Source organism: Lentibacillus halodurans, assembly GCF_900112045.1.
Classification (GTDB): domain Bacteria; phylum Bacillota; class Bacilli; order Bacillales; family Amphibacillaceae; genus Lentibacillus; species Lentibacillus halodurans.
This window is the reverse complement of record NZ_FOJW01000005.1, coordinates 117,363-130,699: the sequence shown is the minus strand read 5'-3', so window position 1 is coordinate 130,699 and position 13,337 is coordinate 117,363. Positions and strand designations below refer to the sequence as shown.

At 43.3% G+C, this 13,337-nt stretch carries 13 protein-coding genes; 3 read left to right on the top strand and 10 right to left on the bottom strand.

All coding sequences use genetic code 11. The annotated features are described in order from the left end of the window. Nucleotides 1-69 precede the first annotated feature (69 nt). The 3 genes from BM195_RS07525 to BM195_RS07515 form a co-directional block, all read right to left on the bottom strand. Nucleotides 70-813, bottom strand: coding sequence for a tyrosine-protein phosphatase (locus tag BM195_RS07525; protein WP_244535706.1), 744 nt, complete (start codon nucleotides 811-813; stop codon nucleotides 70-72). A 216-nt stretch (nucleotides 814-1,029) separates the two neighbouring features. Next, on the bottom strand, nucleotides 1,030-1,731 hold the full coding sequence (locus BM195_RS07520; protein ID WP_090236010.1) for a CpsD/CapB family tyrosine-protein kinase: 702 nt from the start codon (nucleotides 1,729-1,731) through the stop codon (nucleotides 1,030-1,032). Then, nucleotides 1,700-2,473, bottom strand: coding sequence for a YveK family protein (locus tag BM195_RS07515; RefSeq protein WP_090236003.1), 774 nt, complete (start codon nucleotides 2,471-2,473; stop codon nucleotides 1,700-1,702). Before BM195_RS07515 ends, BM195_RS07520 begins: the two co-directional genes overlap by 32 nt. A gap of 446 nt (nucleotides 2,474-2,919) precedes the next feature. Between BM195_RS07515 and BM195_RS07510 the strand changes: the two genes are divergently transcribed. After that, nucleotides 2,920-3,996: a C40 family peptidase gene (locus BM195_RS07510; protein WP_090235999.1), complete on the top strand. Its 1,077-nt coding sequence runs from the start codon at nucleotides 2,920-2,922 to the stop codon at nucleotides 3,994-3,996. Nucleotides 3,997-4,595: 599 nt separating this feature from the next. Here BM195_RS07510 and BM195_RS18825 read toward each other — a convergent pair. Further along, on the bottom strand, nucleotides 4,596-4,727 hold the full coding sequence (locus BM195_RS18825) for a hypothetical protein (protein WP_280141246.1): 132 nt from the start codon (nucleotides 4,725-4,727) through the stop codon (nucleotides 4,596-4,598). A gap of 103 nt (nucleotides 4,728-4,830) precedes the next feature. Here BM195_RS18825 and BM195_RS18820 point away from each other — a divergent pair, with 103 nt between their 5' ends. After that, the gene (locus BM195_RS18820; RefSeq protein ID WP_280141245.1) at nucleotides 4,831-4,965 is read left to right on the top strand and encodes a hypothetical protein; all 135 of its coding nucleotides are present in this window, start codon (nucleotides 4,831-4,833) and stop codon (nucleotides 4,963-4,965) included. Here BM195_RS18820 and BM195_RS18295 read toward each other — a convergent pair. From BM195_RS18295 to BM195_RS07480, 5 genes are all read right to left on the bottom strand, one after another. Continuing rightward, nucleotides 4,945-5,214 (bottom strand): hypothetical protein, encoded by a 270-nt coding sequence (locus BM195_RS18295; protein ID WP_170848188.1) that lies wholly within the window; start codon nucleotides 5,212-5,214, stop codon nucleotides 4,945-4,947. The genes BM195_RS18820 and BM195_RS18295 overlap by 21 nt on opposite strands. A 199-nt stretch (nucleotides 5,215-5,413) precedes the next feature. Continuing rightward, complete coding sequence (locus BM195_RS07495; protein WP_090235988.1) at nucleotides 5,414-6,553, bottom strand: mannitol-1-phosphate 5-dehydrogenase; 1,140 nt, start codon at nucleotides 6,551-6,553, stop codon at nucleotides 5,414-5,416. A 1-nt stretch (nucleotide 6,554) separates the two neighbouring features. After that, complete coding sequence (locus BM195_RS07490) at nucleotides 6,555-6,989, bottom strand: PTS mannitol transporter subunit IIA (protein WP_090235985.1); 435 nt, start codon at nucleotides 6,987-6,989, stop codon at nucleotides 6,555-6,557. A gap of 26 nt (nucleotides 6,990-7,015) precedes the next feature. Further along, a complete protein-coding gene (locus BM195_RS07485) occupies nucleotides 7,016-9,100 on the bottom strand; it encodes a BglG family transcription antiterminator (protein WP_244535698.1) in 2,085 nt (694 codons plus the stop codon). 39 nt (nucleotides 9,101-9,139) lie between these two features. Continuing rightward, the gene (locus tag BM195_RS07480; RefSeq protein WP_090235979.1) at nucleotides 9,140-10,573 is read right to left on the bottom strand and encodes a PTS mannitol transporter subunit IIBC; all 1,434 of its coding nucleotides are present in this window, start codon (nucleotides 10,571-10,573) and stop codon (nucleotides 9,140-9,142) included. Between the two features lie 453 nt (nucleotides 10,574-11,026). Between BM195_RS07480 and BM195_RS07475 the strand changes: the two genes are divergently transcribed. Continuing rightward, nucleotides 11,027-12,058 (top strand): aldose epimerase family protein, encoded by a 1,032-nt coding sequence (locus BM195_RS07475; protein WP_090235976.1) that lies wholly within the window; start codon nucleotides 11,027-11,029, stop codon nucleotides 12,056-12,058. Nucleotides 12,059-12,336: 278 nt separating this feature from the next. Here the strand turns inward: BM195_RS07475 and BM195_RS07470 are convergent, their stop codons facing one another. Continuing rightward, nucleotides 12,337-13,329 (bottom strand): Gfo/Idh/MocA family protein, encoded by a 993-nt coding sequence (locus BM195_RS07470; protein ID WP_090235974.1) that lies wholly within the window; start codon nucleotides 13,327-13,329, stop codon nucleotides 12,337-12,339. Nucleotides 13,330-13,337: the final 8 nt, after the last annotated feature.

Here is a 13,337-nt window from a genome sequence, read left to right as displayed (position 1 = left end):
TCGTCACATCCTGTATGAAGCTATTTGTCAATTGACAATAGTATAACAGATTTCAAGATTTCATGACAATTAATTCAAAAACTTCCGAAAACGTTTTTTCGCTAATCGTGATGGTACATGTTTGGCAATCGGCCGGTTATTGATCAGAAGTTCACTATTTTCTTGGAGAAGATCTGCTGTTCCGGAATCCAGTGATCGATAAGCCCGGCCCAACTGATCGTTTTTCGCTTGATGTGCATTCGACGCAATGAAGTGCACCAGATTCGCATCAAGCATTTCCCGAGTAAGCTTTCTCGCTTTTTTTCCATTGCCACCAACGATACTGGATGCATCAGCTTGTACAAGCGCACCATTTTTCACCATGTCATACAAGATATCCGGATTGCTTATAACCCCATTATTCCTTTCCGGATGTGCAATAACCGGAATATATCCGGCAATCTGCAGATCAAATAAAAGCCGGAGTGTGAACGGTGGCAAAAAACGATCCTGCAGATCAATCAATACATATTTGGTTGATTGATTCAGCGGCAGCAATATTCCGTGCTCCAGATCATTCACCATCTCTTCATACATATGGATTTCCTGTCCAGGGAGAATCTCAACCGGAATCCTTAGCTGCTCCAGTTCTGCATTCATGAAATCTGTCGCACCGACTAAATGCACCTTTTCATTGATATAGCGGCCATTGTTATGGTGCGGCGTGGCGATAATGGTTACGATCCCTTGACTTGCTGCCGTTTTGGCCATTGCAATCGTTTCTTTCAGTAATTTAGGGCCATCATCCAACCCAGGCAAAATGTGACAGTGCATATCAATCAATTACATCACTCCTTACGCGATAGTTACTGATATCTTCCAGGAGTGTATGATCACGGTGTGGATCTGATGTCCTGATTATTTGAAAAACTTGGCTTTCACAGCATTCAATAGTGAAAGCCTATATTCTTATAAGGTCGACCACTTCTATCAATTTCTGAGATTGTAAAAGAACTCCTCACCCTTTGGCAAGAAGTCCTGGAGTTTATGTTACACGCCATAATAGTAATAATAGTTCATTTTCTTTTTCTCGACATCGTTCAGCACGGTCCCGAGGAATTTAGCTGTTGATGATTGTAAAACGTCAATTGCTTTTCCCGCTGTTTCATATTCTGTCTGCTTGCTTCGAATAACAAGCATTGATCCGTCAACCATATTGGACAGTATCTGTGCATCGGTCACAGCGAGGACCGGTGGCGTGTCAAACAGAATAACATCATATGACATTTTGGCTTCCTGAATGAATTGTTCCATCTTTTTGGAGCCTAATAATTCGGATGGATTGGGCGGAATGGGCCCGCAAGCAACCACATCCAGATTTTCAACATCTGTGTTAGCAGCTGTATCCTGAAGCGACGTGTCCCCGACAAGAATATTGCTCAGCCCGGACAGATTATCCAAGCGGAATGTGTAATGTACCGTTGGTTTCCGCATATCGGCATCGACGAGCAGTACTTTTTTCCCCTGCTGTCCATAGGTAACGGCAAGGTTGGCAATACTGGACGACTTCCCTTCCGCTGGTCCGGATGACGTCAGCAGCAGACTTTTAAGCTCACTGTCAGCCGATGAGAACTCCAGATTGGTACGGACAGTCCGATATTGTTCAGCAATGGGGGATTTCGGATTCACTTTCGCGACCAGATGTCTGATCTTACTGTTTTTAGATTGATTTTTTTTGCGTCTGCGTGCCACTGTATCCACCTCGATTCACTCTGTTTATGGATGGCTGAAATTCGTTTGATTTGATGTCGGAATCATCAATATGGCTGATCACGCCCAGTACTGGTATACCAAGTTTATCTTCAATGTCTGATTCCGTTTTGATCGTATTGTCCAGATATTCAAGCAGAAATGCCAGACCGACACCAATCATGCCGCCAAGCACAACCGCTATCGCGATGTTCAAAAGCGGTTTCGGACTAACGGGAGTAGGTTCGGCTTTCACTTCAGCTTCGGACAGCACACTGACATTATCAACATTCATGATATCCGGAATTTTTGACTGGAATGTTGTCACGGTCGTGTTCGCAATATCCCGTGCCAGGCTCGGATCAGGATCTGTCGCCGTTACCGTTACGACCTGTGAATTCTCTGCATTTTCTACGTTGATTTTTTCCGACAGCTGCGTTGTGCTTAGGTCCAGGTTTAGTTCACCGGCCACGTCTTCCAAAATGGCAGGACTTTTGATAATGATATTATATGTACTGATCAGCTCCACATTTGTACGTATATCGTTCACATCATTGTATGCCATCTCTGATTCCTGCTGGCTCTGGTTGACAATGAATTCTGAACTTGATTCATATTCTGGTGTTAACATAAAAAATGTAACGATTGCACTGATTAAGGCTGCCCCCACAACGAATGATATAATGAGCAGTATACGCTTTTTCAGTACCCCAAATATCTCTTTGAGGGATATTGTTTCTTCCATTCTAGTACCTCCAAAATAAAGTGTTTCTGCAGTTGATAGCCTTTAGAATTCGACACTATAATCGGAATTATAACATAAATTAGATATTGTTGAGGATTTTTTTGTGAATTTATTTTGAGATTGGAAGGTGTCACGGAGATTGTTTTTTAGTATTATTGCGATGAGGCCGGGCTGCGGTTGGGGCACCTAGGATGCACAGAATGGTTGATTGCATGCGGGCTGAACTCGTTCCCTTCATGTAATGTTGGAGAGGATGGACCAGGTGGGTTGAGCAATTAGCCTGGTTAACCTGTCCTGTCGTGTCATATTGGGATGGCTATGAACGGCGAATTTCAACATTACAAATATATTACAAATACATTACAAACCCGAAAAATCTATTAATCTTGACATTTTTCATGGTATAATGGTAAATATTTCATCACGGATATGGAGGGGATTTATCATTGGCCAATAAGAAAATTTTCATGTCGGTAACTGCAAGTGCTGTCATTGCTTCGGCATTGGTCGCCGCCGAGGACGCAGAAGCCGCTTCATACAAGGTGCAAAGCGGTGACTCATTGTGGACGATCGCACAACAGTTTGATACCAGTGTCGGGCAATTGAAAAGTTTGAACGACTTATCAAGTGATCTTATTTTCCCAAATCAATTATTGGAAACATCGGAATCAAATCGTTCATCTGATTCAAGTGGGAGTTCAGGCGGATCCGGTAATTCCGGCGGACAGGCATCTACATACACCGTGAAGAGCGGCGATACGTTAAGTGGAATCGCTGCAAAACATAATATTTCACTGTCTGATTTAATGGAATGGAACAACCTTGATTCAACACTGATTTATCCCGGAAATGAATTTGTTGTATCGAAAAGCGGCTCTGATAGCTCAGGCAGCGGTTCTGGATCTGGTAGCGGCAGTTCAAGCAACGGATCAGATGTTGGATCATCAAAGGTCTATACTGTCAAATCCGGTGATACACTATCAGGAATTGCCAGCCGCCAAGGCGTGTCCGTCAACCAGCTGAAAAGCTGGAACGACTTATCATCCGATTTAATTTTAATTGGGCAAAAGCTTAATATAGGTTCGAAGGCATCATCGGGATCTGACAACTCAGATGCTGATTCTGGAAGCAGTACCCCATCTGCTGACGTTGATTATGATGTCAACAAGCTGATCAGCGTGGCCAAGGACCAGCAAGGTACCGGTTATCAATGGGGAGGATCCTCACCAAGCGGATTCGACTGCAGCGGCTTCATTTATTATACGTACAATAAAGCCGGCAAGGACATAAACCGCCTGTCAAGCGCAAGCTACTATAATCGTGCTCAATATGTGAACAAGCCTAAAGTCGGTGATCTCGTATTCTTTGAAAACACATATGCGGGTGCAAATGGCATTTCACATATGGGAATCTATCTCGGCGGCGGTGAATTCATCCACGCTAGCTCAAGTGGTGTGAAAATATCGAATGTGAACAGCTCTTACTGGAGCAAGTATTTTGATGGATACAAGCGGTTTTATTAATATGGTTAGCTCCCGGCTCGTGCCGGGGGTTTTCTTTTTGGTCTAAGGATGGAGGGGGGTGATGGCATGCTATACCTGCCACGGCTTCCGGTTGTTACCGGGAGCTTTTTTAAGTGGGAGATTTTTCGGCAGCTGCCGAAAAATCAACAGCATAAAAGGATTTATGCAAATGTCGAAATAAAACGGGCGACCTTGCCATATACTCGATCGTTTTTCCCTCCTTCTCAATCGACTTTTGGGCAAACTCGATCGCTTTTCTCTCCTGCTCAATCGGCTTCCCAATCCGCTCGATCGCACTCTTGCGGTTTTTGATATCATGTGCCATATAACATTAATAGGATTTTGGCATGCCGCGGATTTAAGCCTAAAAATTGCATGCATTCAGTATTTGTAATCATTTCATTAACCAAAAGCAAATAATCAGTAAGTGCATTCAAGTGCACATCTTTTGAATAACAGTGACATTTCCTGCAAGGCCACCTGCCATACTCTCGTTTTCATCCCGCGCATCCCGCACGCAGGGCAGATAACACCCAGCAAAACTTCTTTTGGGGTGCATACCGTAATGCTTAAACATATCGATATGAAACTCGCCGTACTCACGCAATATGACGCTGCCAATTTGGTAATTCTGAAGCTTTTTGTGCCTTTTTGCCACGCTGCCAATCCTTGTCCATGATCATTTTAGGTATAGCTACCGTGTGCGACAATCTTGGCAATTTCCTGCTCATCGCCCTCCACCTTGATGATCGTTGAAGGGTCAGCTATTGCGACATAACAGTCAACTGGATATATGCTAAATTATGCTGGGCGAGCATCTTTGCAGGTGGAATTTTGAATTTCGACTTGGGTGATCGGGTATTCGAATCCAGATTCAATTTGGCCATTGCTGCGGGTGAGCTGTTTGAGGTTGTGTTAAAGGTGATCGTGTCTTTATATTTTTTGGCATCAACAATCGAAATGGAATGATTGCAATAATGAGTGAATCAATTTGAAATTTTTTGCCGTTAATACGAAGGTAAACATCGTGCAGAATGGTGTACATGCTGGCGAGGTTATCGAGATGATATCACCCTTTATTTCTCCGGTGTAACCTTGCTGGCGGATCGCAGCATCATTTTTCAATTTAGAGAAGCCCGGAAACATCGGAGACAGACGCGGGATGGCAGCATCAAGCTCCTGCAATGGAAGGGGATTAGGACGGTGTCTAAGTTTCATCGCATAAATCCTTTATTTAATTTTTGAGAGGATGTCCTAACTATAGCATATTGGCGGTGGCGTGTCTTTAATTTTAGCATCATGAAACTACAGCGTACAGCGTGTTGCCGTCCAATACTTCATTTTCTCAAAACACTTATAATGGAGATCTTCGGCTGCCGCCAAAAATCCCCAATCCTTTCATTAAATCAGCCAAGCACTATTCCAACTCCTGCATAATTATATCAATCAACGGATCATCTGCTTCAAGATCCGCAACAATTTGAAGTGTTCTAATATAGCCTTGTTCCGCAATCATTGCCTGCAGTTTGACTGCTTCTTCATCACCGTTCGTGTGATAGTTCAGTGCAGCAGCTATTGTTTTGGCAAGATATTTGGGTGCTTCGCCAGTCAGATCCATGTAAAGGGTTGCCGGACGAATCAGACGGTCATTCGGTCCCAGTTTGCGAATCGGTCCCCGGCCGACGCGTGTCACCTCATCCGAAATATACGGATTCATAAACCGCTCGATGATTTTGTCGATGTATTGCTGATGTTCTTCCCGATCAAAGCCATACGTCTGGATCAACACTTCACCGGATTCCTGCAGTGCGCCTTGCATGATGGCCTGCACGTTGTCATCCCGCACAGCTTCATGAATGGCCGTATACCCCATATCACGGCCAACATACGCTGCAGCAGCATGACCTGTGTTAACAGTAAACAGTTTTCGCTCGATATAAGGTTTTAAGTCATTGACATACGTTATCCCACTGATTGGCGGCCTGTCGCCTTTAATGGCTGTCTGCTCGACGACCCATTCATAGTAAGGTTCAACTGACACTTGCAGTATGTCCTCGTCCGTTTGGTTCGGGACAATCCGGTCGACTGCCGCATCAGGGAATCCAAACATATCAGCACAGGCAGCCTGTTCATCGTCAGCTAGATACTTATAGACATTCTCCTTCAACGTTGTACTGCTGCCAACCATGTTTTCACAGGCGATGAGATTAAGAGACTGTTTATTGGATTTCAAGCGTTCACGTAAGCCTTTGGCAATCAGCTCTGAAATGACTGGTAAAATATTCGGACCCACTGCTGTTGTAACGATATCAGCCTGGACGATGGCTTGCATAACGGCATCCGGATTGCTGATACTGTTGATGCCTGACACATTTTTGACGGTTAATGTTTCACTCTCTTCAGCGGCTAACACCACATCATATTGCTCTTCCGAATTCAAGGCACGAATAATGCTATCATTTACATCGACAAACGTTGTGTGATAACCCGCCTGGTATAACAAGGCCCCGATGAAACCCCGGCCAATATTGCCCGCACCAAAATGTACAGCATGCATGTTAGTTCACCTCTTCAAACAGATTGATGATCTCGTCTTCTGATGAAGCATTGACGATCTTTTGGATGTTTTCTTCCTCAGCACATACAATCGCAATTTTTGAGAGCACGTCTAAATGCTCATCCCCTTTTCCCGCAATGCCAATCAGTACTTTAACGGTATTGCCGTCAAAATCAACGCCTTCTGGTACGGTCACAACTGAAATCCCTGTTTCCAGTACAGATGTTTTCGCATCCTCTGTTCCATGCGGGATGGCAACATAGTTTCCCATAAATGTAGACGTGACATCCTCCCGTTCCAGCATTTTATCGATATAAACATCCTGTACGTAGCCGTTTTGAGCGAGGATTCCGCCCGTATAGCGAATTGCTTCCTCCTTGCTGTTTAACGATTGATTCAAATGAATATTCGCTTTTGTTAAAACTTCTTTTGCCATCGTCTTGATGCACTCCTTATTGTTTATTACATTTTGCCATGCAGCCATTTATAAAATTGTTTTGACAGATACTGGTCAATCTGGTCTGCATCACCGGATTCAAGCACCTGTATGCTTTTGTCTTCAATCATCAAACTGCTGAGAAAACTGAGCGTTTCTAGCACATGCTGTTCCGCATCTTTTGGTGCAAGCATCAGCAGCAATGTACGCATGCTCATATCCGTGCCATCCATACTTGTTATCGTCAAAGGCTGGTCTAACGAATAAACAGTGAAACTGGGCTGCGCCACAATATGTGATCGTGTATGGTAAAGTGCAAGATGGGTCCCGGGAATGCCGAGCCCACTTTTGGCTTGTCTGTCAACCAACGCTTGCTTTACATTTTCCGGATCGCGGATAATACCTCTTGTTGCCAGTTGATCACACGCTTTTTGCATAACAGCGGACAATGATGCTCCCCCCGACAATTGCCTGACATCAAGTGACTTCAGTACATCGAGGATGGCAGCTGTATAGGTTTGCGTTTTTTCCAGCTGCTGTCTGAAGCTGGAATGTTCGGCATCTGGTTCCGGCTCATGCTGTTCGGCAGTTTTAGCGAACACAGTCTTCTTACTGCGTACAGCCTGCTTAATGTCATTAGCTTCGGCTTTTGTCAGCATCGGTGACGTGAGAAAATAATCATATTCCTCATTATTCAAGGGAATGGTTGAGATAACCACATCATAATCATTTACCTGGGTTTGTTCCAGATCAAACATGGATTTGTTTTCGACTTGCTTAATCTCTGGAATCTGTTGCTTTAGTTTTGTGGCAAGCATTTTGGCTGTTCCGATACCGCTCGAGCAAATAACAAGTGCTCGCATGCCCGGGTGGTTCTCATCTTGTAAAAGAATAGAAGCAAAATGCAGCACAAGATAAGCAATTTCATCTTCAGGGAAATCAATTGCCGGAAAAACGGCATTTGCAGCATCTTGAACAATCTCAAACAGGTTATAATAATCCTGTCTGATCTCATCGAGCATTGGATTGCTAATGGTCAGCCCTTGTTTAAGCCTGTAAATGGAAGGCTTTAAGTGGGCTACAAGATCATTTAATAACGGAATGTTGTGGGTCAAGTCCTTGCCCAGGCTACGGCTGACATGCCGAATAATGGCTTTCGCCTGATATGCCACATCAAGACTGGAATCTTCTATAAGATAATGCTGATCAGCTCTAATTTTGGCACCCATCAAATGCATTGTAATATAGCCAATTTCGTCATTCGGAATGATCATGTCAAAGGCCTCTTCCAAATCCTGTATTAGCCTTTTCGCGATGTTGTACTCAATTGTTTGATTGATTTGCTCCATATAGTTCTTGTCAAATTCAATTGTATCCCCGTTTTGCAGCCGTTCGATCGCCAAAGCAAGATGAACGACCAGTCCGATATAAGCACTGTCGGCCAGTTCATAGCGCAGCTCATCCTGGGCCTGTGCCACCTTTTGTTCAATGATGCTTAACTTTTCAGGGTTCACTAAACCTAACAGTCGGCCAGAAATCGCATCTGTCTGGCGCGAGATTTGCGGCTCCTTATTATTCCTTAAAAATGATACAAGTTCAAATGGATTGACATGCTTGGCAATTAAATAACGCATTGCCGCTCGTTTATTTTTTTCGTCTCCCTTAATCCGAACACCATAGCCTCTTTTTCTAATCAATTCGAGCTGATATGTTGTGAGATCATCCTCTAATTGATCCAAATCATGACTAACCGTTGCGGTGGTCACGTCCAAATTGGCTGCAAGGGTGAACAGTTTGATCGGTTCATCCGCTTCAAGAAGTGTTGACAAAATCATTGTCTGCCGTTCTTCAGGTGTCAGTTCGGATGAAAATGACCCAGCAATCGCCGAGGAAAGCTGCTCCTTATCGGATTCCGCCCCTATAATGCGCAGACCGACACCCGTTTGCTTTTGCAGCTCTAAGTTGTAATCAAACAAAATGGGTTCAATATGATTCATGTCCCTGTGAATCGTTCGCTCACTCACATCAAGTTTCTCAGCAATTGTTTTGATCGTGATCGCTTGCCGGGCATGCAATAAATAGTCAAGCACTTGACGCTCACGGCTGGACATATACAAACCGCTCACCTCCTTTACAGCAGCATACGGATATTATTGTTTAAGACGATCGGTCAGTTCATCATATTTCGGGCTATTCAGGAAGTTCTCCACCGAAATATGCTCAGCATTTGGAAGTTTCTCTTTTGCCTGATCCGTTAGATCTTTATGCGTGATAACAATATCCGCATCATCTGGTATTTCCTTGATCGCTGTATTGCTGACATCAACAGCAATTTCCGCTTTTTTGAATTTATTTTTCAAAAGCGATGCACCCATCGCACTGGAACCCATGCCGGCGTCGCAAGCGAAAATGATTTTGCTGACATCTCCTGCAGATTTCACAGTTCCGCCGTTTTCAACAGTCTCTTCCTCTGATTCATTCTGCTGCAAAGCATCTGATACGGAGCTTTTCTTGCCTTTCATTGCTTCCATTTTGTCAGTAGCATCGGACAGGTCGTTATCATCCGACTTGCTTGTTTTCAAAATAAGTCCGGCAATCAGGAATGAAACAAGTGCCGCAGCGATGACCCCGGCCAGTACACCAAAATAGCTGCCCTGCGGTGTCATGGCGACTACAGCAAAAATACTGCCCGGAGATGCTGGTGCAACCAGTCCTGCATTAAAGATTGACAGGGTGAACACACCACTTACGCCACCGCCAATCACGGCCAACAGCAGTGCAGGCTTCATGAGAATGTACGGGAAGTAAATTTCGTGAATACCACCCAAAAACTGGATGATCGCTGCACCCGGCGCAGAACTTTTGGACGTCCCTTTGCCAAATATAGCAAAAGCCAGCAGGACACCTAATCCTGGTCCAGGGTTTGCTTCCAATAAGAATAAAATGGATTTTCCGGCCTCTGTTGATTGTTCCACACCGATTGGGCTTAAAATACCATGATTAATGGCATTGTTCAGGAATAAAATTTTCCCTGGCTCAATGATAATATTGGCGAGTGGCAGCAATCCAGCATTAATGATTGTTTCAACGCCGGCTGCCAATATGTTGTTGAGGGTTTCAACAATTGGTCCGATCAATGTAACAGCAATACCGGCTATAATGGCACCAAGTATACCTGCTGAAAAATTATTATAAAGCATCTCAAACCCGGAACGAACCTTATCCTGGAATAGGTTATCCACTTTTTTCATAAGATAACCGGCTAATGGCCCCATGACCATGGCACCAAGGAACATCGGTATATCAGCACCTGCAATTACACCGATCGTGGCAATTGCACCAACAACACCTCCTCGCTTATCATATACGAGCTGTCCGCCAGTATAACCAATTAAAAGCGGCAGAAGGTAGTTAATCATCGGATCGATCAATGTTGCCAGCTGCTCATTCGGCAGCCAGCCATCAGCCATAAATAAAGCGGTAATAATTCCCCAAGCAATAAATGCGCCTATATTCGGCATGATCATACCGCCTAAAAAACCGCCAAAGCGCTGTACCTTTGTGCGTAAGCCTTTTTCAGCCATGAAGTTCTCCTCCCCCTGTTTCGATAAGATATAAATCCTGTTTCCATCTACAGCCTACAGCGCACTAGCGCGATTATCAATTTAATCTTAATATTAATTTGTCATCGGAGTTGTTGACATAAATTAATAATAATGGAAAAGAAATGAGATTATGAGCTCTTTCATAATTATGGTCACACGATGATCGTTGTGGCTTTACAGTTGCACCTATACGAGTTCATGGTCGCGCACACGTTCCATTTTGTTAAATAAGAGATAAAATGTCTCTTAAAGTAACCTTATGACCAAAGGAACTTTGCCATAGATGTATTTAAGCGAAATGGTCTGCTCTCAGCTCATGCTAAAAACATTTATTGATAGATAAAAGGTTTCTTATTCCAGGCCAGATAACCACATAGATTCGGCTGTATGGTACAATAAAGTTAATTCGAATGCGTTCCAGGAGCTGATAGCGTGAATATAAAAACAGAACAGATTCACAACGGTTGGAAATGCTTCCATATTACCAATGATCATGGCATGAGGGTGAGCATTTTAAATTATGGCGGAATCATTAAGGAAATGCTCGTCCCTGATAAATGGGGAAAATTAGAAAATGTTGTACTAGGGTATCAAAACATAGAAGATTATCAAAGAAATTCTCATTTTTTAGGAGCTATCATAGGCAGGGTGGCTGGCCGAATTCAAGATGCATCGTTCAAACTGAATGGCAATACTTATTTTCTGGATACAAATGATGGTGAAAACTGTTTACATAGCGGATCTGGTGGACTCCACAGCGTCATTTGGAATGCCGATCCTTTTAAAGCGGCAGACAAAGCTGGGGTTAAGCTGACATACACAAGCCCGGATAATAAAGGTGGTTTTCCTGGCAATGTTGATATAGCCGTTACCTATTCACTGAATAACGACAATAAACTGATGATAAACTACGAGGCAATCAGTGACAAAACGACTGCTTTTACACTAACCAATCATTCATATTTCAACTTAAGCGGTAATTTAAAAGACACGATCAAACAGCACCTCGTGAAAATCAACAGCAGCTATTTTGCTGAGCTTCATCAAAATCTGATCCCAACTGGTAATATACTGGACGTCAGTAATACACCATTTGATTTTCGATATGGACAAGAACTTAGTACTGGAATAGAATCCGGCTTAGAACAAAACACCATCGCCGGGAATGGATATGATCATTATTTTCTTTTTGATCAGAATCAAGGAAATATTATTGTAAAAGAAAGTTCCAGTGGACGGGTAATGGAAATTGAAACGAACCAGCCGGGAATGATCATGTATACAGCTAGTAATCTCGAAAAGGGATTGACATTAAAGGAAGGACTGTCCCAAAAATACGCGGGTGTATGCTTTGAAACGCAGGGTTCTCCTGCATCATTGCATCATGAAAATTTTCCATCCATCGTATTGAAAGCCAATACATTGTATTCCAAACAAACATCATTCACGTTTGGAGCAGAATAATATGAAAGCCCGGGCTGCAAACATCATAAGCCGGGCTTCCAACTGTTAATCCAAAGCTGTTGTTGAAGTAATGTTTTAGTCAAAAATCGAAAGAGGAAAGCGGTGACTCCTCCCCCCTCGTCAGCTAAAACGTTCACGTCCTGTGAGCAACGCCGACACTAGAACGTCCTGTTCCTCGAAGCAACAGCTGAAGGCCACCTCCACAGAGAACACGGAATACTCGTGAGGAGGCTGAAGTGTGCCCGTGGTAAGCGTCTGCCTGCAGCAGATTCGATAGCCTAATTCAAAAATACTTGTTCACCTTTATCAATTGATTTCAAGCATGCTTCAATGACTTTAAGATTGCTGGCACTGTTTTGCATTGTGTGCGCTACCTTTGTTCCATTCAGAATGACATCCGAAAAGTGTTCGACTTCAGCTTTATATTGATCCTCATTTATCGTTTCTTCGCGCCGTATACCATCTGTTTCAACGATTATTAAACCGTCCCCACCGTTCCAATCAGGTCTGTATGCACGTGGTAAAAAAATACGGCCTTTTGTCCCAACAACTTCATATTCATTTCGTGATGCCATTCTAAAACTGTTATCAAATACGGTCATTATGCCATCAGGGAATTGCATATAAGTGACTGCATCTGTATCAACACCATCGTTTGCGTCACACTTTGCATGTACATGAACCGAAACTGGTTCGCTGTTTAGTATATGTCGAATTGCGTGTACACTATAGCATCCAATATCATAAAAGCTTCCGCCACCCTTTTCTGAGTCCATTCGAATATTATTTTCTGTGTTCGTCAATAAAAAGGAAAAACTGGATCTCACAAAGTTTACGTCACCTATTTCACCGCTGGCAATAATGTCCTTCACCCTGTCATGCTGTGGATGAAAATAGTACATAAATCCTTCCATAAAGAGGACACGGTTTTCTTCACATACGCTCTTAATGTCTGCCATATCATCAGATGTTAATACTGCGGGCTTTTCACAGAGAATATGCTTACCATTTTTCGCCGCTTTAATCACCCACTCCTTGTGCAAGTGATTCGGGAGCGGTATATACACCACCTCTATTTCCGGATCATCAAGAAGTTCTTCATAACGATTGAATGACTTGGGGATTTTGAATGTATTGGCAGCCTTTGAAGCTTTGCCACTGGCACTTGCAATCGCCGTTACTTGGGCATTTTTGGACCGCTTAATGGCTGGAATTAGTTCTGTCTGTGCAATATTAGCTGTACTTAAAATTCCCCATTTCACAAACCCCATTACGCTCA

Coding starts and splice junctions, on each gene's coding strand:
- BM195_RS07525 (WP_244535706.1), bottom strand. CDS start 813: ATGCACTGTCACATTTTGCCTGGGTTGGATGATGGCCCTAAATTACTG.
- BM195_RS07515 (WP_090236003.1), bottom strand. CDS start 2,473: ATGGAAGAAACAATATCCCTCAAAGAGATATTTGGGGTACTGAAAAAG.
- BM195_RS18825 (WP_280141246.1), bottom strand. CDS start 4,727: ATGAGCAGGAAATTGCCAAGATTGTCGCACACGGTAGCTATACCTAAA.
- BM195_RS18295 (WP_170848188.1), bottom strand. CDS start 5,214: ATGAAACTTAGACACCGTCCTAATCCCCTTCCATTGCAGGAGCTTGAT.
- BM195_RS07495 (WP_090235988.1), bottom strand. CDS start 6,553: ATGCATGCTGTACATTTTGGTGCGGGCAATATTGGCCGGGGTTTCATC.
- BM195_RS07490 (WP_090235985.1), bottom strand. CDS start 6,989: ATGGCAAAAGAAGTTTTAACAAAAGCGAATATTCATTTGAATCAATCG.
- BM195_RS07485 (WP_244535698.1), bottom strand. CDS start 9,100: ATGTCCAGCCGTGAGCGTCAAGTGCTTGACTATTTATTGCATGCCCGG.
- BM195_RS07480 (WP_090235979.1), bottom strand. CDS start 10,573: ATGGCTGAAAAAGGCTTACGCACAAAGGTACAGCGCTTTGGCGGTTTT.
- BM195_RS07470 (WP_090235974.1), bottom strand. CDS start 13,329: ATGGGGTTTGTGAAATGGGGAATTTTAAGTACAGCTAATATTGCACAG.